General features: G+C 70.9%; 20 protein-coding genes. 8 read left to right on the forward strand and 12 right to left on the reverse strand.

Annotated elements, in window-relative coordinates; genetic code table 11:
- Nucleotides 1-11: 11 nt before the first annotated feature.
- Nucleotides 12-3,098 carry a glycoside hydrolase family 38 N-terminal domain-containing protein gene (locus DFJ69_RS21320; RefSeq protein WP_116024234.1) on the forward strand — a complete coding sequence of 1,029 codons (3,087 nt, stop codon included), beginning with the start codon at nt 12-14 and terminating at the stop codon, nt 3,096-3,098.
- A 22-nt stretch (nt 3,099-3,120) separates the two neighbouring features.
- Nucleotides 3,121-4,350, forward strand: coding sequence for an enolase C-terminal domain-like protein (locus tag DFJ69_RS21325; RefSeq protein WP_116024235.1), 1,230 nt, complete (start codon nt 3,121-3,123; stop codon nt 4,348-4,350).
- Nucleotides 4,351-4,378: 28 nt separating this feature from the next.
- Here DFJ69_RS21325 and DFJ69_RS21330 read toward each other — a convergent pair whose 3' ends face one another.
- Both DFJ69_RS21330 and sodN read right to left on the reverse strand, forming a co-directional pair.
- A complete protein-coding gene (locus DFJ69_RS21330) occupies nt 4,379-4,849 on the reverse strand; it encodes a GNAT family N-acetyltransferase (protein ID WP_116024236.1) in 471 nt (156 codons plus the stop codon).
- A gap of 132 nt (nt 4,850-4,981) precedes the next feature.
- A complete protein-coding gene (gene sodN, locus DFJ69_RS21335; protein ID WP_211328685.1) occupies nt 4,982-5,383 on the reverse strand; it encodes a superoxide dismutase, Ni in 402 nt (133 codons plus the stop codon).
- A gap of 64 nt (nt 5,384-5,447) precedes the next feature.
- Here sodN and sodX point away from each other — a divergent pair, with 64 nt between their 5' ends.
- Nucleotides 5,448-5,840, forward strand: coding sequence for a nickel-type superoxide dismutase maturation protease (gene sodX, locus DFJ69_RS21340; protein WP_425453360.1), 393 nt, complete (start codon nt 5,448-5,450; stop codon nt 5,838-5,840).
- On the opposite strand, the gene DFJ69_RS21345 is transcribed toward sodX, so the two are convergent.
- Together DFJ69_RS21345 and DFJ69_RS21350 are read right to left on the reverse strand one after the other, a co-directional pair.
- A complete protein-coding gene (locus tag DFJ69_RS21345) occupies nt 5,777-6,346 on the reverse strand; it encodes a CGNR zinc finger domain-containing protein (RefSeq protein WP_116024239.1) in 570 nt (189 codons plus the stop codon). The genes sodX and DFJ69_RS21345 overlap by 64 nt on opposite strands.
- A 226-nt stretch (nt 6,347-6,572) precedes the next feature.
- Nucleotides 6,573-7,760 (reverse strand): NAD(P)-dependent malic enzyme, encoded by a 1,188-nt coding sequence (locus DFJ69_RS21350; RefSeq protein ID WP_116024240.1) that lies wholly within the window; start codon nt 7,758-7,760, stop codon nt 6,573-6,575.
- 389 nt (nt 7,761-8,149) lie between these two features.
- On the opposite strand from DFJ69_RS21350, the gene DFJ69_RS21355 reads away from it, so the two are divergent.
- From DFJ69_RS21355 to DFJ69_RS21370, 4 genes are all read left to right on the forward strand, one after another.
- Nucleotides 8,150-8,995 carry an ABC transporter substrate-binding protein gene (locus DFJ69_RS21355; RefSeq protein ID WP_116024241.1) on the forward strand — a complete coding sequence of 282 codons (846 nt, stop codon included), beginning with the start codon at nt 8,150-8,152 and terminating at the stop codon, nt 8,993-8,995.
- Between the two features lie 116 nt (nt 8,996-9,111).
- Nucleotides 9,112-9,861: an amino acid ABC transporter permease gene (locus DFJ69_RS21360; RefSeq protein ID WP_245974501.1), complete on the forward strand. Its 750-nt coding sequence runs from the start codon at nt 9,112-9,114 to the stop codon at nt 9,859-9,861.
- Nucleotides 9,862-9,865: 4 nt separating this feature from the next.
- A complete protein-coding gene (locus DFJ69_RS21365) occupies nt 9,866-10,690 on the forward strand; it encodes an amino acid ABC transporter ATP-binding protein (RefSeq protein ID WP_116024243.1) in 825 nt (274 codons plus the stop codon).
- Between the two features lie 52 nt (nt 10,691-10,742).
- Nucleotides 10,743-11,711 carry a zinc-binding dehydrogenase gene (locus DFJ69_RS21370; protein ID WP_116024244.1) on the forward strand — a complete coding sequence of 323 codons (969 nt, stop codon included), beginning with the start codon at nt 10,743-10,745 and terminating at the stop codon, nt 11,709-11,711.
- A gap of 21 nt (nt 11,712-11,732) precedes the next feature.
- Here DFJ69_RS21370 and DFJ69_RS21375 read toward each other — a convergent pair whose 3' ends face one another.
- The 7 genes from DFJ69_RS21375 to DFJ69_RS21405 form a co-directional block, all read right to left on the reverse strand.
- Entirely contained in the window at nt 11,733-12,458 is a 726-nt protein-coding gene (locus DFJ69_RS21375) for a PadR family transcriptional regulator (RefSeq protein ID WP_116024245.1), read from the reverse strand.
- Between the two features lies 1 nt (nt 12,459).
- Complete coding sequence (locus DFJ69_RS21380) at nt 12,460-13,287, reverse strand: DUF4097 family beta strand repeat-containing protein (protein ID WP_116024246.1); 828 nt, start codon at nt 13,285-13,287, stop codon at nt 12,460-12,462.
- Nucleotides 13,288-13,599: 312 nt separating this feature from the next.
- Complete coding sequence (locus DFJ69_RS21385) at nt 13,600-13,788, reverse strand: DUF6104 family protein (protein WP_116024247.1); 189 nt, start codon at nt 13,786-13,788, stop codon at nt 13,600-13,602.
- 121 nt (nt 13,789-13,909) lie between these two features.
- On the reverse strand, nt 13,910-17,626 hold the full coding sequence (locus tag DFJ69_RS21390) for a multifunctional oxoglutarate decarboxylase/oxoglutarate dehydrogenase thiamine pyrophosphate-binding subunit/dihydrolipoyllysine-residue succinyltransferase subunit (protein WP_116024248.1): 3,717 nt from the start codon (nt 17,624-17,626) through the stop codon (nt 13,910-13,912).
- Nucleotides 17,627-17,847: 221 nt separating this feature from the next.
- A complete protein-coding gene (locus DFJ69_RS21395) occupies nt 17,848-18,516 on the reverse strand; it encodes an AIM24 family protein (protein WP_116024249.1) in 669 nt (222 codons plus the stop codon).
- 86 nt (nt 18,517-18,602) lie between these two features.
- Nucleotides 18,603-19,517, reverse strand: a complete 915-nt coding sequence (locus tag DFJ69_RS21400; RefSeq protein WP_116024250.1) for a glutathione S-transferase family protein — start codon at nt 19,515-19,517, stop codon at nt 18,603-18,605.
- Between the two features lie 72 nt (nt 19,518-19,589).
- A complete protein-coding gene (locus DFJ69_RS21405; protein ID WP_116024251.1) occupies nt 19,590-20,663 on the reverse strand; it encodes an NAD(P)H-dependent amine dehydrogenase family protein in 1,074 nt (357 codons plus the stop codon).
- 235 nt (nt 20,664-20,898) lie between these two features.
- Between DFJ69_RS21405 and DFJ69_RS21410 the strand changes: the two genes are divergently transcribed.
- A complete protein-coding gene (locus tag DFJ69_RS21410; RefSeq protein WP_116024252.1) occupies nt 20,899-21,798 on the forward strand; it encodes an SDR family oxidoreductase in 900 nt (299 codons plus the stop codon).
- 200 nt (nt 21,799-21,998) lie between these two features.
- Here the strand turns inward: DFJ69_RS21410 and DFJ69_RS21415 are convergent, their stop codons facing one another.
- A complete protein-coding gene (locus tag DFJ69_RS21415) occupies nt 21,999-22,988 on the reverse strand; it encodes a sirohydrochlorin chelatase (protein WP_245974502.1) in 990 nt (329 codons plus the stop codon).
- Nucleotides 22,989-23,101 lie beyond the last annotated feature (113 nt).

Here is a 23,101-nt window from a genome sequence, read left to right on the forward strand (position 1 = left end):
CGATAAGGACGATGACGAGTCGCCTGCTTCAGGCGAGCCTGGGCTCGCCCGACTATGACGGGATCCGCGAGGCGCTGCGCCACGACACCTCCACCGAGGTGCTCGCGGTGCGGGGGCTGACGGTCCGCGCCGACACCCCGCCGCTGTTCCGGCGCGACCCCGGCGGGGGGCTCCGGCAGGCCGTGCGGATCACCGTGACCGGCGAGGCCGTCTCCGGCCTGGAGGTGTCGTTGGAGGACGGCGGCCCGGTGGCGACCTCGGGTGTCTCCGGGGCTGGCACGGCCACGCTGCTCGTTCCCGAGGTGACGGCCACCCGCCGCTTCACCCTCCGGGTCCGGGACGCCCAGGGACTCGTGGGGGCCGCGCCCCTGGACGTCGCGCCCCAGCGCAAGTGGAACGTCTTCGTCGTCCACCACTCCCACCTGGACATCGGTTACACCGACACCCAGGGCACGGTGCTGCGCCACCACATGGACTACCTCGACGCGGCGCTGCGGCTGAGCCGGCAGACGCAGGACTGGCCCGACGACGCCCGGTTCCGCTGGTCGGTGGAGTCCTCGCTGCCCGCGCTGCGCTGGCTGGCGACCCGGCCGGAGGAGATGGTCGCCGAGTTCGCCGAACGGGCCCGCGCCGGCCAGATCGAGGTGACCGCGTTCCCGATGCAGCTCCACACCGAGGCGTGCTCCTCGGAAGAGCTGTACCGGCAACTGCGCTTCGTCGAGGACCTGCGGGAACGGCACGGCATCCGGATCCGTTCGGCCATGCACACCGACATCCCCGGCGCGGTCGTCGGCGTCGTCGACGCCCTGTCCGCCGCCGGGGTCCGCTACCTGGCCGCCGCGCACAACTGGGCCGGACGCTCGGTGCCGTACGTCACGGGCGGCGACGAGCTCGCCCGCCCGTTCCGGTGGAGGGCCCCGTCGGGGCGCGAGCTGATCGTGTGGTTCACCGACACCCCGCACGGCATGGCCTACATGGAGGGCAACACCGTCGGCCTCGTCGACTCCTACGAACTGGCCGAAGACCTCCTGCCCCGTTACCTGGACGCCCTCGGCGGACGCCCGTACCCGTACGGGCCCGGGACGTTCGGCTGGTACGCGGCCCCCGGCCAGGTCGGCGCGGCCAAGGACCCCGACTTCCTCGACGTCGTCCACCTGCGGGTCCAGGGCGCGCACGCCGACAACGCGGGGCCGTCCATCGTGCCCGCCTCCATCGCCCGGCGGTGGAACGAGGCATGGGCGTACCCCCGGCTGCGCAGCGCCACCAACGCGGAGTTCTTCGAGTACGTGGAGGAGCACCACGGCGACCGGCTCCAGACCCATGAGGGCGACTGGACGGACTGGTGGGCCGACGGGCTCGGCTCGGGCGCCCGCCCCCTCGGGTACGTCCGACGGGCCCAGAACATGCTGCGGTCCGCCGAGACCCTGCACACCCTCGCCGACAACCGCAGCGCTCCCGACACGGCGGCCTCCGCCGCGATCGACGAGGCGTACGACAAGGCCGCCATGTTCGACGAGCACACGTGGGGCGCGGCCAACCCGTGGGAGGACGCCGAGGAGGCCGGCGACTCCGGAGGGCTCCAGTGGACCCGCAAGTCGTCGGTGGCGTACCAGGCCCACGACGACGCCGCCGACCTGCTGCACGCGGGGGCCCGCCGCTTCGGGGCGACGTTCGGGCCGGACCCCGACGCGCTGACGTCGTTCGTCGTGTTCAACCCGGCGACCTCCGTGCGCACCGACGTCGTCCGGGCGTTCCTGCCGCGCGACGTGGTGTCCGTGGACACGCCGATCGCCCTCGTGGACGCGCGCACCGGCGACCGGATCCCGCACCACGAGGAGGAGGTCGACCCCGTCGAGTGGCCGACCCGCCCCATCGGCCGCCACCTCGAGGCCGTCCTGCCCGACCTGCCGGGTCTCGGGTACGTCCGCCTCGACGTGGTCCGCGCGGACGCCCCCGCCCCGCCGCCGATCGACCTCGGCCGCGACGGGATCGTCGAGAACGAGTACTACCGCGTCTCCTTCGACGTCGGCGAAGGCCACATCACCTCGGTGTTCGACAAGCGCGCCGGACGCGAGCTGGTCTCCGCCGGCGCCGCCGCCGGGTTCGGTCAGTACATCTACGACCGGTACGCCACCGCGCCGCACGTCAACCACCTGTCCGGGCACATGCTGGTCCACGACAAGACGCTGCTCGGCGACCGCGCCATCGGCCACCACGCCGCCATCACCCGCTGCGAGCGCACCCCCGCCGGCGAACGGCTGGTCGTCGAGCTGAACGGCAAGGGCGTCGACTGGCTGCGGACCACCATCGACCTGTACGCGGGCGTACCGCGTCTGGAGCTGCGCTACCAGCTCGCCAAGCAGGGGACGCCCGCCAAGGAGGCGGTGTTCTTCTCCTTCCCGTTCGCCATGGACGCCGGGCCCACCGCCTGGGAGCTGACCGGCGGAGTGGGCGGCACCGACGTGCCGAGCGTCCCCGGGTCGGCCGAGCACATGCGCCCCATCCGGCACTGGGTCGCGTTCGAGGACCCGGAGCTGACCGTGGCGTGGGCGACGCTGGAGGCCCCGCTCGTGCAGTTCGGCTCCATCCACATGCCGTACGCGCCGTTCCCGCCGACCCTGTCGGATGAGCCGGGGACCGTTTACTCGTGGGCGCTCAACAACATCTGGGACACCAACTTCCCGTCCCAGCAGCAGGGCGAGACGACCTTCCGCTACGCCGTGGCGTCCGCCTCGGGTGTCTCGGGACGCCGCCTCGGCGCGGCCACCGCGTCCGGCCTCACCGACCCGTTCGTGGCCACCCTCGCCACGGGCGGCGACCCGGCGGACCCCACCGGCACGCTGCTGTCGGTCGACGACCCCGACGTCCTGGTGACCTCGGTGGGCCGCTCCCGGCACGGTCACGACCTGCTGGTACGGCTCCAGTCGCTGTCCGACGGGCCGGTGGAGACCACGCTGAAGGTGCCGGGCGCCCGGCGGGCCTGGGGCTGTGCGGGGCTGGAGCGCGATCCGGAGGAGCTGCCGGTCCGGGACGACGAGATCACCGTACGGCTGCCCGGCTGCGGGGTCGTCGCGGTCGCTGTCGCCGTCCGGCTCTGACCACCCGATCGGGGAGATCGCTTTGAAGATCACAGACATCAGGGCCACCACGGTCGCCGTGCCGCTGGAGGCGCCCCTGCTGCACAGCAACGGCGCCCACTGGGGCCGCTTCATCCGCACCATCGTCGAGGTGGAGACCGACAACGGGCTGATCGGGCTGGGCGAGCTGGGCGGCGGAGGCCAGAGCGCCGAGCAGGCCGTCCGCGACCTGAGGTCCTACCTGGAGGGCCACGACCCGTTCGAGCTGGAGGCCCTCCGGTTCAAGATCGCCAACCCGACGGCGGGGCTCTACAACAACCGCACCCAGCTCATGGCCGCCATCGAGTTCGCCTGCATCGACCTCATCGGCCAGCACCTGGACGTGCCCGCCCACGACCTGCTCGGCGGCCGGATCCGCGACAGCGTGCCGTTCGCGTCGTACCTGTTCTTCCGCTACCCGGGGCTTGGTGGCGAGGTACGGACGCCCGACCAGCTCGTGGCGCACGCCCGCGCGCTGAAGGACGCCCACGGCTTCACCGTGCACAAGCTCAAGGGCGGCGTCTTCCCGCCCGCCTACGAGCTGGACTGCTACCGCGCACTGGCGGACGCCTTCCCCGGCGACCGGCTGCGCTACGACCCCAACTCGGTGCTGTCCCTCGACGAGGCCACCCGCTTCGGGAAGGCCATCGAGGGCCTGAACAACGACTACTTCGAGGACCCCGTCTACGGGCTGGAGGGGCTCCGCCTCATCCGCGAACGCGTCGACATCCCGTTGGCCACCAACACCGTGGTGGTCAACTTCGAGCAGCTCGCCTCCAACGTGATGCGCCGCAGCGTCGACGTCATCCTGCTGGACACCACCTTCTGGGGCGGCATCCGGGCCTGCGTCAAGGCCGCCGGGATCTGCGAGACCTTCCAGCTCGGCGTCGCCGTCCACTCCTCGGGCGAACTGGGCATCCAACTCGCCACGATGCTCCACCTGGGCGCCGTCCTGCCCAACCTCACCTACGCCGCCGACGCCCACTACCACCACCTGACCGACGACGTCATCGAGGGCGGCAAGCTCGCCTATACCGATGGCCGCATCCAGGTCCCGTCGGGCCCCGGCCTCGGCATCCGCCTCGACCGCGACAAGCTGGCCCGCTACGCCGCCCTCTACGAGGAACTCGGCGGCTACCCCTACGACCGCGACCCCGGCCGTCCCGGCTGGTACCCCACCCTCCCGAACGACCGCTGGGCCGACCCCGCCGTCCCCTTGGACCCGATCGGCTGACCGGCGCCCCTTCAGGGGGGCGGCTCGCTCACGACCGACCGAGCTCCTGGAGGGCCTCACCGGTCAGGCGGTAGACGGTCCACTCGTCCTGGGGGAAGGCGCCCAGGGACTTGTAGAAGCCGATGGCGGGCTCGTTCCAGTCGAGGACGGACCACTCGACGCGCCGGTAGCCGCGCTCGACGGCGATGCGGGCCAACTCGGTGAGCAGGGCCTTGCCGTGGCCGCCGCCTCGGGCCTCGGGGCGGACGTAGAGGTCCTCGAGGTAGACGCCGTGCTGCCCGGTCCAGGTGGAGAACGTCAGGAACCACAGGGCGAACCCGACGACCTTCCCGTCCTCCTCGGCCACGTGGGCGAACACCCGGGGCTCGGGGCCGAAGAGACTGCGGCGAAGGTCGTCCTCCGTCGCCTCGACCTCGTCGAGGGCCTTCTCGTACTCGGCCAGATCACGGATCAGCCCGAGGATGGTCGGAACGTCATCAGATGTCGCGAATCGAATCACGGACAGAGGCTACCGCCCGGATGACTCCTGTCGTTCCCGGGGACTTTCGACCTAGGCCGTGAACGACGAAGCCCGCCCCCTCGGGAGGGGACGGGCCTCACGTGCGGCCGGCTCGCGCCCGCCTCGGCCTGCCTAGGCCTGCTTGGTCTCCCAGAAGATCTTGTCGATTTCGCTGATCTTCGAGAGGAGGTCCTCGGCGACCTTGACGTCGAGGCTCTGCTTGGTGCCCGCGGCGCCGGCGAGCTTGGTGGCCTCATTGAAGAGCTGGTTGAGCTGCGGGTACTTCTCGAAGTGCGGCGGCTTGAAGTAGTCCGTCCACAGCACCCACAGGTGCTCCTTGACCAGGTTGGAGCGCTGCTCCTTGATGCCGATCGCCCGGGCGCGGAAGACCGGGTCCTCGTTGGCGTGGTACTTCTCGATGATGGCCTTGACCGACTCGGCCTCGATGCGCGCCTGGGCCGGGTCGTAGACACCGCACGGCAGGTCGCAGTGCGCGGAGACCGTGGTCTTAGGACGCAGTAGCTTAGCCAGCACCCTGCATCTTCCCTTCTCGTAGCGGATCATGCTCAGGTCATCGACATTACTCTTGTGCCCGTCCGTGCGTGCGGGTAGGGGAGCGGTATCGGTCGGAAGGCTGAGGTGCGCGGTGTGGCGGGTCGTCGAGGTGACCGGGGAATCGATGCTCCCCGCCCTCCGGGCCGGGGATCTGCTCCTGGTGCGGACCGGGGGACGGCCGGTGCGGGCCGGCGACGTCGTCGTGGCCGCGCACCCCCGGAAGCCCGCGACACCCATCGTGAAGCGCGCCGTGCACCGCGACGCCGACGGCTGGTGGCTGGAGAGCGACAACCAGCGGGCCCCCGGCAGACAGGACAGTTGGGACTTCGGCGCGGTGCCCGAACGGCTGCTGCTGGGCCGGGTGGTGGCGCGCTACTGGCCGCCCTCGCGACTGTCGTTGCCGGGGTCGGCGTTCTCGCGCGACGGCGCCCCATAGGCGGCCATGTTCGAACGGCCGGAACAGCGTTCCGAGCAATGGCGGCGGGACAGGTTCGCGGTCGTGTCGAAGAAGACGTTGGCGCATCCGTCGGCCCGGCAGACCCCCAGGCGGTCCAGGCCCTCGTCACTGATCTTGACGGCCAGCCCCATCGCGGCGCCCGCGGCGTACCGATCGGGCACCGAGCCGCCCTCGGTGAGGTGCAGGTGCCAGCCCTGGCCGTCGTGGCCCGACAACTGAGGATGGACGGGATGCTGGATCAGCAGCGTGTTGAGCCGCTCGATCGCGTCGTCGGCGTCGCCCCGGGCGGCGGACTCGAAGACGGCCCGCAGGGCGCCGCGCAGGTCCCGCATGGCGTCCAGGTCGCGGCGCGTCACCCGCCCGCCCAGATGCGGCCTGATCTCCAGCAGGCGCTGCAGGGAGTCCAGGTCGCGCAGCGGGTCGTCGGCGGGCTCCGTGCGGTTGACCAGCTCGACCACCAGGTCGGCGTAAGAGGCGAGATCCACCGGCGCTCCTTGCGAGTCCACCCCGACCACCGACGGCGTAATGGTCCTTCCCTGGTATCGAGTATCACATGGCCGATGCCGCACGGCTCGGGCGTGTTCCCAACGAATATGAAATACAGAGCGATTCGTTGAGAAGGTCGCGCCATTCCCGATGCGATTCCCCGCCTTCGCCGGGAACGCCGATACGGGTCCGCGCCCCGGGGGACGCGGACCGTTCCTGGACGGCTCAGATGCGGTTGACACCCTCGCGGCGGGCCTGCTCGGAGACCGCGGCGATGACGGCCGGGGCCACCCGGTCGTCGAACGGGCTCGGGATGACGTAGTCGGCGCTCAGGTCGTCGCCGACCACCGCGGCCAGCGCCTCGGCGGCGGCCAGCTTCATGCCCTCGGTGATCGAGTGCGCCCGCACGTCCAGCGCGCCGCGGAAGATCCCGGGGAACGCCAGCACGTTGTTGATCTGGTTCGGGAAGTCGCTGCGGCCGGTGGCGACCACCTTGGCGTGCCGCCGCGCGACGTCCGGGTGGACCTCGGGGGTGGGGTTGGACAGCGCGAACACGATGGCGTCCGCCGCCATCGTGGCGATCGACTCCTCGCGCACGGTGCTGCCGGACAGGCCGATGAACACGTCGGCGCCCTTGAGCGCCTCCTCGGTGGAGCCCTTGAGCCCGGCCTTGTTGGTGTCGCGGGCCAGCGCCTGCTTGATCGGGTTCAGCCCGTCGCGGCCCTCGTAGATCAGGCCCTTGCTGTCGGAGACCGCGATGTCCCCGAACCCCGCGTTCAACAGGATCCGGGAGACGGCGACACCCGAGGCGCCCGCGCCCGCGACGACCCCGCGCAGCTCCGACAGCGGCTTGCCGATCAGGCGGGCCGCGTTGCGGAGCGCGGCCAGCGCCACGATGGCGGTGCCGTGCTGGTCGTCGTGGAAGACCGGGATGTCCAGGGCCTCGCGCAGCCGGTCCTCGATCTCGAAGCACCGGGGGGCGCTGATGTCCTCCAGGTTGATGCCGCCGAAGCTGGGGGCGAGCCGGATCACGGTCTCGATGATCGCCTCGGTGTCGGTGCAGTCCAGCGCGATGGGCACGGAGTCGACGTCGGCGAACTGCTTGAACAGCAGCGCTTTGCCCTCCATGACGGGCATGGACGCGGCCGGGCCGATGTCGCCCAGGCCGAGGACGGCGGTGCCGTCGGTGACGACCGCGACCACCTTGGACGTCCAGGTGTAGTCGTAGGCGAGTTCCGGGTGCTCGGCGATGGCGGTGCAGACCCGCGCGACGCCGGGGGTGTAGGCCAGGGACAGGTCCTCGGCGTTCCGGACGGGAACGGTCGAACGGACCTCCAGCTTGCCGCCCCGGTGCAGGACGAAGGCCGGATCGTTGGCGTAGTCGTTCGTGGAACTGGAAGGCTCAGTAGTCACAGCGACCCCATGTCGGTTGTTTGGGCAGATGCCACCCCTGGGTGCGGTGCGGTGTGGTGGCCGTCTCTGACTCGGGTGGTCATCACTCGACGTACGGGGGTCACCCGTTGTCTGATTGTGCCACACCGCGTCGCGGTGGCCAGGGGGTGCCCGAAGTGTCCTGCGACACCCCACGGGCACGGGTGTCCGGCGGCACGGCGTCGGGTGTCGCATACGCTGCGTGCCGATGGAACGTTCCCGTCCGCCCGTCGCGGGCGGTCGGGGACCGGGTGACCTGTTGTGCGATCGTGTCATGGCCTTAATCGAGAACACGTCCGGTCTAGGCCAAGATGTCCTGCAAAACCTTCCACAGGTGAAGGTTCTGTGACCTACCCGAAGGGGGAGCCCAAGTGGCCTCTCGTTCTGTACGCCGCCGCGTGGTGGCGACCGCGGCCGTCGCCCTGACCGGGGTGCTGGGCCTGAGTGCGTGCGGTGACGACGGCGGCGACACCGCCTCCGACTCCAAGGTGCCGGGTGTCAAGCTGGTCGAGGGGGGCAAGCTGACGACCTGCACCAGCCTGCCGTACCCGCCGTTCCAGTTCCCCCAGGGAGGCAAGACCGTCGGCTTCGACGTCGACCTCGTCGACCTCGTGGCCAAGAGGTTGGGCGTCACCCAGAAGATCGTCGACGTCAAGTTCGACATCATCAAGAGCGGCGCCGCGTTGAACTCCGGTCGTTGCGACATCGCCGCGGCGGGTATGACGATCACCGATGAGCGCAAGGCCAACCTCGACTTCTCGGTGCCGTACTTCCCCGAGGCGATCGCGTTGGTGACCGAGAAGGGCTCGGGTGTCACCACGCTCGACCAGGTGAAGGCCAAGGGCCTGCAGATCGGCGTGCAGGTCGGCACCACCAGCCTGGACGAGGCCAAGAAGAAGGGCCTGAAGCCGAAGGAGTTCGACGACGCCGGCAAGCAGTTGCTCGCGCTCCAGTCCGGCCAGATCGACGTCGCCCTGCAGGACCTGCCGGTGGTCAACGACTGGTTGAAGAAGCCCGACTTCGCGAGCAAGTACGAGCGGACCAACCAGTTCGTCACCGGTTTCAGCTACGGCTTCGCCGTCAAGAAGGGCGGCAACCCCGAGCTGCTCAAGACGGTCGACGAGACCATCAAGACCGCCGTCAAGGACGGCACCTGGCGCAGGCTCTACGTCCAGTGGATCGGCTCCGAGCCGCCGGCGCCGCCGGCCGCCCAGTAGGCGGTCGAACCCACGTCATGACCACCACCTCTGCAGCCGAACCGTCCGGTCCCGCCGGGAAGTCCCCCGGCAGGACCAGGCGTTCGCCCAGACAACGTCGTCGGATCAGCATCGGTGTGCAGTACGCGGTCTTCGTCGTCGTACTGGTCGTGCTGGTGTTCGTCATCGACTGGCCCCGAGTCCAGGAGACCTTCCTGGACTTCGGCGAGACCCGGGAGATGTATCCCGATCTCTTCACGGTCGCGCTGAAGAACACCGTCGTCTACACCCTCAGCGCCTACGTCGTGGGCTTCAGCCTCGGCCTGATCGTGGCGCTGATGCGCCTGTCGTCGCTGGCCGTGTACCGGTGGGTCGCGCTGATCTTCGTGGAGATCTTCCGCGGCCTGCCGGCGCTGCTCACCCTGCTGATGATCGGCTTCGGTCTGCCCATCGCCCTCGGCTCGCCCGTTCCCGGCGGGACGACCGGCGCCGTCGCGCTCGGACTCGGGCTGGTGGCCGCGGCCTACATGGCCGAGACCTTCCGGGCCGGCATCCAGGCGGTGCCCAAGGGACAGTTGGAGGCCGCCCGTTCGCTGGGCATGTCGCACACCCGCGCGATGTTCTCCATCGTCATCCCGCAGGCGCTGCGCATCATCATCCCGCCGCTGACGAACGAACTGGTCCTGCTGTTCAAGGACTCCTCGCTGGTCTCCGCGCTCGGCATCGCCGCGGCCGGGGTCGAGCTGACCAAGATGGGCTCGGACTTCGCGATCAACACGGCCGACTCGACACCCTTCGTGGTCGCCGGGGCGTCCTATCTGATCATCACGGTGCCGCTGGGCATCGTGGTCCGGCGGCTGGAATCCCGACAGGCGAAGGCACGGTGACCGCATGACCCCCATGGTCGAGATCTGTGACCTGCACAAGTCCTTCGGTTCGCTCCAGGTGCTCAAGGGCATCGACTTCAGGGTGGACCGGGGCCAGGTCATCTGCGTCATCGGGCCGTCGGGCTCGGGCAAGTCCACGCTGCTGCGCTGCGTCAACCTGCTGGAGCAGCCCACCGCAGGGCAGGTCTTCGTCGAGGGCGAGGAGCTCACCCACGTCGACGTCGACATCGACGCGGCGCGCCGCCGGGTCGGGATGGTCTTCCAGCAGTTCAACCTGTTCCCGCACCTCAAGGTGCTGGACAACGTCACCATCGCCCAGCGCCGTGTCCTCAAGCGCTCCAAGGCCGAGGCGGAACGGATCGCGCGCGAGAACCTGGCGAAGGTCGGGCTCGACGACAAGTCCGACTGCTATCCGGCCCAGTTGTCCGGCGGTCAACAGCAGCGGGTGGCCATCGCCCGCGCGCTGGCGATGGAGCCGGACCTGATGCTGTTCGACGAGCCGACCTCGGCGCTCGACCCGGAACTGGTCGGGGACGTGCTCACCGTCATGCGCCGGCTCGCGCAGGAGGGCATGACCATGCTCGTGGTCACCCACGAGATGGCCTTCGCCCGCGACGTCGCCGACCGGGTGGTCTTCATGGACGGCGGCGTGATCGTCGAGGAGGGGCCGCCCGAGCAGGTCATCGGCGCGCCTCAACAGGAGCGCACCCGGTCGTTCCTGCGCCGGGTCCTCGACCCGACGCACGCCCAGGTGGGCGCGGCGAACGATCACCCGGAGCCGGAGGACACGGCGGCCCCGCCCAAGCCCACCGGTTTCCAGCAGGGCTGAGCGTTCACCCCCTGTCGGAACGCGTCGCGGCCCGCTGATTAGTGTGGGTGGCATGTTCGCTGTCACCGCTGCGCGTTTCGACGCCGCCGCCCCGCTCAACGCTCTGGAACTCGGCGAACGGCCCGACCCGGCCGTTCCGGAGGGCTGGACGACCGTCCGGGTCAAGGCCGCCTCGCTCAACCATCACGACCTGTGGACGCTGCGCGGCGTCGGCATCCGCGAGGAGCGGCTGCCGATCGTGCTGGGCTGCGACGCCGCCGGGGTGGACGAGGACGGCAACGAGGTCATCGTGCACGCCGTGATCGGCGACCCGGACCGAGGCGGCGGCGACGAGACGCTGGACCCGAAGCGTTCGTTGCTCTCGGAGGTCCATGACGGCACGTTCGCCGAGAAGGTGGTCGTGCCGCGCCGCAACCTGGTGCCCAAGCCGGCGGAGCTGTCGTTCGAGGAGGCGGCCTGCCTGCCGACGGCCTGGCTGACGGCGTACCGGATGCTGTTCGACAAGTCCGGCCTGGAGCCCGGCTCCACCATCCTCGTCCAGGGGGCGGGGGGCGGCGTGGCGACGGCGCTGATCGCGCTGGGCGCGGCGGCCGGCCACCGGATCTGGGCGACCAGCCGCGGCGAGGGCAAGCGCAAGCGGGCGCTGGAGCTGGGCGCCGACGCGGTGTTCGAGTCGGGCGCACGGCTGCCCGAACGGGTCGACGCGGTGATGGAGACGGTGGGCGAGGCCACCTGGGCGCACTCGGTGAAGTCGCTGCGCCCCGGCGGGCGCATCGTGACGTGCGGGGCCACCAGCGGGCAGATGCCGGGGGCCGAGCTGAACCGGATCTTCTTCCTGCAGCTCTCGGTGGTCGGCTCGACCATGGGCACCCGCGATCAGTTGGTGCGCCTGGCGCGGTTCCTCGCGGTCACCGGCGTCCGGCCGCGGATCGACCGGACGCTGCCGCTGGCGGACGCCCGGGAGGGGTTCGCGGCGATGGCCGAGGGCGACCTGTTCGGCAAGGTGGTCTTCACCCCCTGACCCGGCGACCGCCTCGCCGGGTCAGCGGCGACGGCGGTTCAGGATCTCGTCGCGGATGCGGTCGGCGGTCTGGTCGAGCATCGACTGGATCGCCGCCAGGTCCCCTTCGTCGAGGCCGCTGCGCTGGGCGCTCTTGCGGAGGTCCTCCACGAACTTGCGCAGCGCCCGTTCCAGCTTGACGCGGGCGATGTCCTCCGTGGTGCCGGTGGCGGTACGCCAGGCGTCGTCCCAGTTCTGCCGCCACTCCTCCTTCCACGCCTGCCGCTGCTCGCGCCAGTGGTCCTTCTGCCGGCGCCACTCGTCCTTCTGCCGCTCCTTGTTCTCCCGCCACGCCTCCTTGGGGGCGGTCCGGCTCCGCTCACGCATGTCGCGGGCCGCCTGCGTGAGCTCCTCCCGCAGCGTGCGAACGGTCTGCCGGACGTCCTCCTGGACCTCACGGGCGAACTGCTGGGCCGAGGCGGAGATCTCCTCCTCCAACTCGGCCAGCTCGTCCATCCGGCGCTCCAACTCGGCGCGGCCCTGGTCGGTGAGCGAGTAGACCTTCTTGCCCTTGATCACCTCATGGGTGACCAGCCCCTCGGACTCCAGCCGGGCCAGCCGGGGGTAGATGGTCCCGGGCGAGGGGGAGTAGACGCCCATGAACCGGTCCTGCAGGAGCCGGATCACCTCGTAACCGTGCCGCGGGCTCTCCTCCAGCATCTTGAGCAGGTAGAGCCGCAGGCGGCCGTGGCCGAAGACGGGACTCACGTCAATCCTCCACTCCGAGGTGTTCGTCGGTCGGGTCGGTCGGGTCGTCGGGTCTGCTGAGCAGGGTGACGCCGCCCGACACGGTGTTGACGATCAGGTGGCCGGTCCCGTTTCCGAGGGTGCCGATCACGTTCCGCGCCACCGGGCGTTCCGTGCGGGTCAGCCCGGGGAACGAGGTCGCGATCCGGCCGGCCGCCGAGGTGAGGACCACCTGGGCGGAGGTGGACTCCGGGAGCCGCAGCGCGACCTCGCCGGAGACGGTGTTGATCGACAGGTCGCGGTCGCCGACCAGGGTCATGTCGACGGCGACCCGGCCGCTGACGGTGTGGGCGCCCAGCCGGTCGAGGGCGCCCCCGGCCAGCGCGAGGTCGCCGGAGACGGAGGTGAAGCCGACCGCGCCCTCCAGTCCCTGGGCCTCGATCCGGCCGGAGACGGTGTGGGCGTCGATGTCGCCGACCACACCGTCGAGCGTGACGTCGCCGGACGCGCTCCTGATGACGGTACGGGCGTTCAGCCCGCTGACGACGGCGTCGGCGGTGACGAGGTTGAGCTGAACGGGGCAGTCGCGGGGCACCGTCACGGTGATGGCCGCGCCGGCCTTGCGGTCGCGGAGCCAGCCCAGCATCCGCTCCAGGGTGCGTTCGTGTCCGATGGTCAGGATCCCGGCCTCATGGCCGATCTCCAGGGGCGGCCCGGTGACCTCGCCGACCCGCAGGGACGGGGCGTCGCCGGCCAGCACGGAGATGCCGCCCGCGATGAGGGTGGCCTTCAGGGCGACCACGCCGTCGAACTCCAGAGTCGTCGCTTCGTCGATCGTCCAACGCGACATCGCGCCATGCCCTTTCTGGGGGACCGTCGAGGGACGGAACGTTCGTCCGTCACCACACACGATATGTCGTGTTGGCGAGGAGTCAAGACATATCGCGTGCCTATGGTCGCGCCTTCGGCGCGACGGCGAGCGGGCCTTTGGCGCGCGGTCTTCCCTCGTCGTTTTCAAGATCGCTCGTTCCTCGCGATCTTGAAAGCCTCCTCAGTCCAGACCACGCGGGCCCGCTCGCGGGTGCCCACGGCACCTTGGGCGGGTGAGGGCTCAAGGACCGGGGACTGAGAGGGCGGGAGGGATTTCGCCTTTTCTGTGCGGTCAGTCGTCCTCGTCCTCGTCCTCGTCGTCGAGGCGGGCCAGCCAAGTGGCCAGGCGTTCGACGGGGGTCTCGAACTCGGGGTTCAAATCCACGAACTCGCGCAGTCGTTCGGCCACCCAGTCGATGCTGACCTGCTCGGTTCCGCGTCGCTCGGACAGTTCCTCGATACCGCGGTCGGTGAAGTACACCGGGTGCCTCCTTCCGATGATGGACAAGACCGAGGGCCCCGGAGAGTGTCTCCGGGGCCCTGGGGAGAAACAGTCGCCCCATCGGGGATGGGGGAGTGGGGGTCGCCCGCCCCCCACCTGACTACTCGCCGAAGAGGTCGGACAGGATGGCTTCCTGCTCGACGGCGTGCATCTTGGCGGAGCCCACCGCGGGGGAGGAGCTGGCGAGGCGGGAGACCAGGCCCAGGGGGCGGCCCTCCAGGCGCGGTGCCAGGGTGAGCGCCAGGTAGGGCCAGGCGCCCTGGTTGGCGGGCTCGTCCTGGACGACGACCAGCTCGGCGTCGGGGCGGTACTTGGCCAGTTCGGCGCGGATCTCCTCGAGCGGCAGCGGGTAGAGGCGCTCGAGGCGGATGATCGCCGTGTCGGTGGCGCCCTGCTTGTCGCGGGTGGCGGCCACGTCGTAGTAGATCTTGCCGGTGGTGATCAGGACGCGTCGGACGCCGGCCGGGTCGAGCGGTGCCCGCTCGGGGATCACCGGCTGGAACGCGCCGGAGGTGATCTCCGTGACGGGGGAGCCCGCGCCCTTGTGCCGCAGCAGCGACTTGGGGGTGAACACGATCAGCGGCTTGCGGCGGTCCGACAGCACCTGCCAGCGCAGCAGGTGGAAGTAGTTGGCCGCGGTGGTCGGGTAGGCGACCGTCATGTTGTCCTGCGCGCACATCTGCAGGAACCGCTCGATCCGGGCGGAGGAGTGGTCCGGGCCCTGGCCCTCGTACCCGTGCGGGAGCAGCATCGTCAGCGAGGAGCGCTGACCCCACTTCTGCTCGCCCGACGACACGAACTCGTCGATGATCGATTGGGCGCCGTTGACGAAGTCGCCGAACTGGGCCTCCCAGGCCACCAGCGCGTCCGGGCGGGTCAGCGAGTAGCCGTACTCGAAGCCCACCGCCGCGAACTCGCTGAGCAGCGAGTCGTGCACGTAGAACTTCGACACGCCCTGGCCGAACTGCTTGAGCGGGGTGTACTCCTCGCCGTTCTTGCGGTCCACCAGCACGGCGTGCCGCTGGCCGAACGTGCCGCGCCGGCTGTCCTGGCCGACCAGGCGGACCGGGTGGCCGTCCATCAGCAGGGAGCCGAGGGCCAGGAGTTCGCCGGTGCCCCAGTCGACCGAGTCGTCCACGATCATCTGGGCGCGGCGCTGCAGGATCGGCTGGAGCCGCGGGTGCACGGTGAAACCGTCGGGCAGGCTGACCTGCGAGTCGATGATCCGCTTGACGACCTCGTGGGGGATGGCCGAGCCGGCGGCCGTGTGGTCGATCGGGCCGGTGTCCTCGGGCCCGGGGCGGACCACCGAGCCGGGCTCGGGGGGCTTGGCCAACGCCTCGCGGGTCTCGGTGAAGGCCCGTTCGAGCTGCTCCTGGTAGTCGCGGAGGGCCTGCTCGGCCTCCTCGACGGTGATGTCGCCACGGCCGATCAGCGCCTCGGTGTAGAGCTTGCGCACCGAGCGCTTGGCGTCGATCAGGTCGTACATCAGCGGCTGGGTGAACGAGGGGTTGTCGGTCTCGTTGTGGCCCCGGCGCCGGTAGCAGATCATGTCGATCACGACGTCCTTCTTGAACGCCTGCCGGTACTCGAAGGCCAGTCGGGCCACCCGGGCGCACGCCTCGGGGTCGTCGCCGTTCACGTGGAAGATCGGCGCCTGGATCATCCGGGCCACGTCGGTGGCGTACACGCTGGAGCGCGAGTACTCCGGCGCGGTGGTGAAGCCGACCTGGTTGTTGACCACGACGTGCACGGTGCCGCCGGTGCGGTAGCCGCGCAACTGGGACAGGTTGAGGGTCTCGGCGACCACGCCCTGCCCGGCGAACGCGGCGTCGCCGTGGATCAGCACCGGCAGGACGGTGAAGCCCGCCTCACCGACGTCCAGGATGTCCTGCTTGGCGCGGACGACGCCCTCCAGCACCGGGTTGACCGCCTCCAGGTGCGAGGGGTTGGCGGTCAGCGAGGTGCGGATCTTGGAGCCGTCGGCGGCCACGAAGTCGCCCTCGGCGCCCAGGTGGTACTTGACGTCGCCGGAGCCCTGCGCGCTGCGGGGGTCGAGGTTGCCCTCGAACTCGCCGAAGATCTGCGCGTACGACTTGCCGACGATGTTGGCGAGCACGTTCAGCCGGCCGCGGTGCGCCATGCCGATGACGACCTCGTCGAGGTGCGACCCGGCCGCGTCACCGATCACCGCGTCCAGCAGCGGGATCAGCGACTCGCCGCCCTCCAGCGAGAACCGCTTCTGACCGACGAACTTGGTCTGCAGGAACGTCTCGAACGCCTCGGCGCTGTTGAGCCGCCGCAGGATGTGGAGCTGCTCCTCGCGGTCGGGCTTGTCGTGCGGGACCTCGACGCGCTCCTGGATCCAGGCGCGCTCCTCCGGGTCCTGGATGTGCATGTACTCGATGCCGACGGTGCGGCAGTACGAGCCGCGCAGCACGCCCAGGATGTCGCGCAGCTTCATGGTGGCCTGGCCGCCGAAGCCGCCGGTGGCGAACTCGCGCTCCAGGTCCCACAGGGTGAGGCCGTGCTCGAGGATGTCCAGGTCGGGGTGACGGCGCTGGCGGTACTCCAGCGGGTCGGTGTCGGCCATCAGGTGACCGCGGACCCGGTAGGCGTGGATCAGCTCGTGGACGCGGGCGACCTTGGCGACGTCCTCGTCGTGGGAGGCGGAGATGTCCTTGACCCAGCGCACCGGCTCGTACGGGATGCGCAGCGCCTCGAAGATCTCGTCGTAGAAGCCGTCCTCGCCCAGCAGCAGCGCGTGCACCCGGCGCAGGAAGTCGCCGGACTGGGCGCCCTGGATGATCCGGTGGTCGTAGGTGGAGGTCAGCGTCATGATCTTGCTGATCCCCATCCGGGACAGCGTCTCCGACGACGCCCCGGCGAACTCGGCCGGGTACTCCATGGCGCCGACGCCGATGATCGTGCCCTGGCCCGGCATGAGCCGCGGCACGGAGTGGACCGTGCCGATGGTGCCGGGGTTGGTCAGGCTGATCGTGGTGCCCTGGAAGTCGTCGAGCGTCAGCTTGTTGCCGCGCGCCTTGCGGACGACCTCCTCGTAGGCCGCCCAGAACTGGCGGAAGTCGAGGGTCTCGGCGGCCTTGATGCTGGGCACCACCAACTGGCGCTGGCCGTCGTCCTTCTTGACGTCGATGGCCAGGCCCAGGTTGACGTGCTCGGGCCGCACCAGCACCGGCTTGCCGTCCACCTCGGTGTAGCTGGCGTTCATCTCCGGCATCGACCGCAGCGCGCGCACGATGGCGAAGCCGATCAGGTGCGTGAACGACACCTTGCCGCCGCGGCCGCGCTTGAGGTGGTTGTTGATGACGATGCGGTTGTCGATGAGCAGCTTGGCCGGCACCGCGCGGACGCTGGTGGCGGTGGGGACCTCGAGGCTGGCCTCCATGTTGGTGACCGTGCGGGCGGCCACCCCCTTCAGCCTGACCTCCTCGGCGCCCGCCGGCACGGCGGGCGCGCCCGGCTTGGCCTTGGCCTTACCGTCCTTGGCCGCCGGGGCCGCGCGTGTCGCCGGGGCGGCCGGAGCCGCCGGGGCGGGCGCGGCGGGCGCGGCGGACCGGGCGGCCGGGCCGTTGGCCGCCGGCGCGGCGGCGGGCGCGGGCGGGGTCACGGCCGCCGGCTGTGTCGCGGCCGGCCGTGAGCCCGGCTGGTAGTCGGCGAAGAAGTTCCACCAGGCCTGGTCCACGGAGTTCGGGTCCTCGAGGTACTTCTGGTACAGCTCGTCCACCAGCCACTCGTTGGCACCGAAGTCTGGAGTCCTTGGGTCGGCACTGGTACGCGACGACTCTGTCGACACGGCGGGGATCGCCCCTCTTCCGCAGCTCGCAGGTATCTCTGAATCGAGTCAAGGCTACTCGCACCGGACCCGATCGACGGCAACCAGGCAGGCATACCCGCCTGTCGCCCCTGATTATCGGCGATCTCGCCCAACCGCGGGGGCCTCTTTCGGCAAGATCAACACATCGGGGGCGGACGGTATTCCGCCCGCCCCCGGTCCCGGCCCGCCCGTCGGGGGCCTCAGTGCGTGTGCGCGGGGACCGTCGGACCCTCGCTGGCCTGCACGAGCACGAAGCCCTGGCCCTGGAAGGCCAACTGCATGGCCTCGCCGCTGCCCCGGCCGATCAGCGCGCCCGCCTTGAAGGTCTTGTTGACCCCGACCTGCAGACCGGCGCTCCAGCAGATGGCCGACTGGCCGTCCACGAACGTGGGGGCCCGACCCGTGTCGAGCATCACGGGGGTGCCGTGCGCGGTGATCGCCACCCAGCCGCTGCCGGTCAGCGTGGTGTTGAACAGGCCGCCGGCCGCGATGCCCGCGCCCTGCACCCGCTGGATGTCGGACTGCAGGTGCGCGTCGTAGGCGAGGATGTTGGCGCCGTTGACCGTGAGGGTCTCGTTCTCCAGGTAGAACAGGTGGATGTCGTCGGCGTCGTTGGCCACGAAGAGCAGGCCCTGGCCCTTGACGCGCATGGTGGGCACGCCCTCGCCGGTCAGGGCCTTTTTGAGGAAGCGGCCGACGCCGCCGGAGCCCTCGTAGTCGAACTCCATCTGGCCCTGGAAGGCCACCATCGACCCCTGGCGGGCGAGCACGTCGCCGTTGAGGTGGATGCGGAGCATCTTGGTGTTCTGCAGGGCGAAGTGCCCGGGGAGCTGGGCCTGCTCCATGTTGCCGAAGAAGGAACTGCGCATCGTTGGGAGAGCCTCTCCTCATGCCGTGAATCGGTCGTCCTTGTGGGATTCGGCCAGCATAACGACGAGGTGCGGCGATCATCGGGTCAGCGGAGGTCGTCGCGCCCGTGCGGGGCGTCCCAGTCGATGAGCGGGCCCTTGGGGACGATGCCGCTCGGGTTGATGTGCGGATGCGTTCCGTAGTAGTGCCGCTTGATGTGATCGAGGTCGGTGGTCTCGCGGAACGCCGGACGGGCGTACAGGTCGCGGGTGTAGGCCCACAGGTGCTCGTAGTCGACGAGGCGGCGCAGGTTGCACTTGAAATGGCCGTGGTAGGCCGAGTCGAACCGCACCAGCGTCGGGAACAGCCGTACGTCGGCCTCGGTGAGGCTCTCGCCGACCAGGTAACGCCGCCGGGACAGGCGTTCCTCCAGCAGGTCGAGGGTGGCGAAGAGGCGGTCGACCGCCTCCTCGTACGCCTCCTGGGACCGGGCGAACCCGGCCTTGTAGACGCCGTTGTTGACGCTGTCGTACACCAGCGCGTTGATCTCGTCGATCGCCGGGCGCAGCCCCACCGGGTACAGGTCGGGGGCGTCCTCCCGGTGGTACGCGGTGAACTGCGTCTCCATCATGGTGGTGATGGCCGGGAAGTCGTTGGTGACGAGGCGTCCGGTGACGGTGTCCCAGATGCACGGCACCGTGTAGCGGCCCTCGAACGACGGGTCGGTCGCCAGGTACAGCTCCGACAGGTGGGTGACGCCGGTGACGGGGTCGCCGCCGGGGATGCGCCAGCCCCTCTCGTCGCGGATCGGGTCGACCACCGTGACGCCGATGACGTCCCGGAGGCCCAGCAGATGCCGGACGATCAGGGTGCGGTGGGCCCAGGGGCAGGCGTAGGAGACGTACAGCAGGTAGCGGTCGGGCTCGGCGGGGAGGCCGCTCGACGCGTCGGCGGTGATCTTCTCGGTGAAGCGGTTGGCCTGGCGGACGAACCGTCCCGAGACCGTGTTCAGCATGTCCATGCCCGTCTCCTCCCGGCCCGAGGGCGCGCCTGCGGCCAGCGTACGACGGGGCCCCGGGGCGGCGGGAGGGCCTCAGCGGGGGCGGCGCGGCGGCGCGGCGCGGCCGGCGACGAGGGGGAGGTCGAGGTAGGTGCGGATGCCGGGCTCGGCCCCGCACACGGCGGGGACGGAGTTGACGGCGTGCGCGGCGGCGGCGGCGATGCCGTTGGTCACCCAGTCCTCGTCGGTGGTCAGCGTGATCGAGGGCCGGCCGCAGACCCGGACCGAGTAACCGGGGTCGCCCCAGTCGCCGATGCGGGAGGCGTCGGCCTTGTAGATGGCCTCGGCCATCACGAACGGCTGCCCGTCCACCATGCCGTTGAACGTCCAGCGGCTGGCGGCCACGGTGCCGCGCGGGATGCGCCCGGCGGCGATGTCGAGGTCCTCGCCGGCGAGCCGGTACGCCACGTCGCATTCGATCTCGTCCAGGGTGACGCCGAGCGCGGCGGCGACCAGGTGCAGGCTCTCGGCGAAGCCCGCCTTCATGGTGGGCCGGGCGACCCGCAGCCCGGCGAGGTAGCCCTCCTCGGACTTGCCGAATCCGACCATGCGGTGGACCATCCGCCACGAAGGATGCCCGGAGAAGTCCGAGCACTCCCGGGCGTACACGTGGCTGATCCGGCGCGACAGCCGGGACAGCATCACCGGCATCAGGTCGGCCATGAAGCCGGGGTTGACCCCGCAGCCGTGCACGGTCGTCCCGCCGGCCTTGCAGGCGCGCTCCAGCTCGCCGACCAGGTCGGGGCCGTGCGCGGGCGGGTAGACCAGACCGACGACGGAGACCACGTTCAGGCCCGAGGCCAGCAGTTCGCAGACGGTCTCCAGCCCGGCGTCGCGGTCGATGCCGAAGATGCCGCTCTGGGGGGCGAAGATGACGCAGTCGGCGTCCAGCTCCAGCACGCCGGACAGGTCGCCGGTGGCGGGGACCCCGACGGGATCGCGCCCGGCCAGCACGGCGGCGTCCTTGCCGATCTTGGCGGGATCGTAGACCCGCGCGCCGGCCAGTTCCATGTCCGGCCGTTCCAGGACGGCCCGGATGGCGCTGCGTCCGAGTGCGCCCGTCGCCCACTGCACGACCCGGTACGGCCGTGGGGGACCTCCGCGCATGGGACCTCCGTGGGGTGGGACGGAGAAGCGGAAGGTTGGAGACTACCCGCCGCACACCGGAGAAAGCGGCCGATTGTCACATCTATACCTGCCCATAAACCTGCCCAGGACACGGGGTGGACCGGCCGAATTCCGGGGGCGGATCCGAGCGGGATTCGGTCGGGTGGTACCACTGGGTGGCCCCCGGTGGTTACCTGGTCCGGGGAACCTGTCGCTGTGACGTGAGGAGATGCGGATGTCGGAACTGCGCTACGACGGGCGGGTCGCGGTGGTCACCGGTGCGGGCCACGGCCTCGGCCGTCAGCACGCCCTCGAGCTCGCCGCGCGCGGCGCCAAGGTCGTGGTGAACGACCTGGGCGGGGACCGCACCGGTTCCGGGGCCTCCAGCGGCCCGGCCCAGCAGGTCGTCGACGAGATCGTCAAGAACGGGGGCGAGGCCGTCGCCAACCCCGACAACGTGGCCACCGTCGAGGGCGCCGAGGCCATCGTGCGGACCGCGCTGGACGCGTTCGGCAAGGTCGACATCGTCGTCAACAACGCCGGCATCCTGCGCGACAAGTCGTTCAAGAACATGACGCCCGAGGAGTTCGACGCGGTCATCGCCGTGCACCTGCGCGGCTCGTTCCTGGTGTCCTCCGCCGCCTGGTCGCACCTGCGCGACCAGGGCTTCGGCCGCATCGTCAACACCTCCTCCCCGGCCGGGCTGTTCGGCAACTTCGGGCAGGCCAACTACGCCACCGCCAAGATGGGGCTGGTCGGGTTCACCAAGACGCTGGCCCACGAGGGCGCCAAGTACGGCATCAAGGCCAACGCCATCGCCCCCGTCGCGTGGACCCGGATGACCGAGGACCTGCTCCCCGCCGACTTCGCCGGGGCGCTCGGCGTGGACCGGGTGACGCCGCTGGTGGCCTACCTGGCGCACGAGGACAACCAGGCCAGCGGCGAGGTGTACACCGTCGGCGGCGGTCGGATCGCCCGGATCATCGTGGCCGAGGGCCCGGGCTGGGTGCAGAAGGACGGCTTCGACGTCGAGGACGTGGCCGCCAACTGGGAGCAGATCAACGCCCAGGACCCGTTCACCGTGCCGGGGAACGTCGGCGACCAGATGCTCCCCCTGATCCAGGCCCTCCAGTAGGACTCGGAACGGCCCGGCGCCGGCCCGTGACCGGCCGGCGCCACGGTCTCCTCGGCGGGAACGCCGTGGAGCGGGAGACCACGCTCTGCCGCGCGCGACGCGAGCCGATCGGCGACCTGAGGTCCCGGCCCGGCCGCGCCGCGCGGTGACCTCCCGGACCGTCCGGGGCCCCGAAGCCGCCGGTGGGACGGCTTCGGGACTCAGCGGGCCGGGGTCTGGCCCAGTGCCTTCTCCAGGGCCTCCACGTACCGCAGGGCGATCAGTTGGGCGAGCACCGGATGGCCCCCCACCGCCGGCGCCAGACCCGCGCCCGTGTCGGCGGCCAGCTTGGACAGCACGGCCAGCCGGGAGGGGTCGGCCTCCGGCCCGATCACGCACGGGGCGAACGCGACATGGGTCGCCCCCGCCGCGCGCAACCGGCTCGCGGCCTCGGCGGGGCCCACGGCGCCCGGGGCGTCCTCCAGGGAGGCGGCGGCGGCCGGGACCGCCAGCCGGGACGCCAGCAGCACCGCGCTGACCTCGGCCTCCCGCACGGCGGCGGGGCCGCCGGGGACGACGATGACCACGCCGCCGGCCACGGTGACGGTGGTCATCATGCGGATGCGGTCGGCACGGGCCAGACCGGCCTCGGTCAGCCGCTCGTGCAGCGCCTGCGCCATCAGCGGGTGCGGGCCCAGCGGCTCGGCGATCACGGCGGGCACGCGGGAGGCGGCGACCGCCCGCCGCACCCTGGCGTCGATCTCGGGGTCGGGACCGGTGAGCAGCGGGACCACCACGGCCGGCGGCATGTCCGGCGCGCGATCGGGCGCCGTCGCCGCGGCGACCAGGGCCGCGCCCAGGGTGGCCTCGGTGCCGTCCAGGTGGCCCAGCACGACCGGGCGGCCGGTGTGCGAGTGCTCGGTCAGCAGGGCGAGCGCGCCGGCGACGCCCGCGGCCATCGGGGGGCCGCCCGGGCCCGGCGTCTCCGGGAACCCGGGCGCGCCGGGGCCCCCGGTGAGGTCGGGCGGGGTGACGACGGGGACGGGCGGGGCCGACGGACCGGGCACCGCGACGATCAGCGCGGGGGCGCCGGGCGGGAGCGCGTAGGACTCGGCGCCGCGGTGTCGGCCGCCGCGGCGGGGCCTGCGTCGCCGGGCCGGCAGGAGCTCGGGGCCCTCGTTCTCGGGAGGCACGTCGCTGTCAGGGGTCACGGCGGGCATCGTAACGGTGGCCGGATGCCTCATTCCCCGTCCATGGGTGGAATGTGGTGAATATTCCGATTCTGGTGTGATGGGGTCGGGGCGAAATGCGGTGCACGGCGTGA

Origin of the sequence: Thermomonospora umbrina, assembly GCF_003386555.1 — a bacterium.
GTDB lineage: Bacteria > Actinomycetota > Actinomycetes > Streptosporangiales > Streptosporangiaceae > Thermomonospora > Thermomonospora umbrina.

Bases quoted from the DNA above. Each gene is read 5' to 3' on its own strand.
- DFJ69_RS21320 (WP_116024234.1), top strand. From the start codon at position 12: ATGACGAGTCGCCTGCTTCAGGCGAGCCTGGGCTCGCCCGACTATGAC.
- DFJ69_RS21365 (WP_116024243.1), top strand. From the start codon at position 9,866: ATGACCCCCATGGTCGAGATCTGTGACCTGCACAAGTCCTTCGGTTCG.
- DFJ69_RS21370 (WP_116024244.1), top strand. From the start codon at position 10,743: ATGTTCGCTGTCACCGCTGCGCGTTTCGACGCCGCCGCCCCGCTCAAC.
- DFJ69_RS21380 (WP_116024246.1), bottom strand. From the start codon at position 13,287: ATGTCGCGTTGGACGATCGACGAAGCGACGACTCTGGAGTTCGACGGC.
- DFJ69_RS21395 (WP_116024249.1), bottom strand. From the start codon at position 18,516: ATGCGCAGTTCCTTCTTCGGCAACATGGAGCAGGCCCAGCTCCCCGGG.
- DFJ69_RS21400 (WP_116024250.1), bottom strand. From the start codon at position 19,517: ATGGACATGCTGAACACGGTCTCGGGACGGTTCGTCCGCCAGGCCAAC.
- DFJ69_RS21405 (WP_116024251.1), bottom strand. From the start codon at position 20,663: ATGCGCGGAGGTCCCCCACGGCCGTACCGGGTCGTGCAGTGGGCGACG.
- DFJ69_RS21410 (WP_116024252.1), top strand. From the start codon at position 20,899: ATGTCGGAACTGCGCTACGACGGGCGGGTCGCGGTGGTCACCGGTGCG.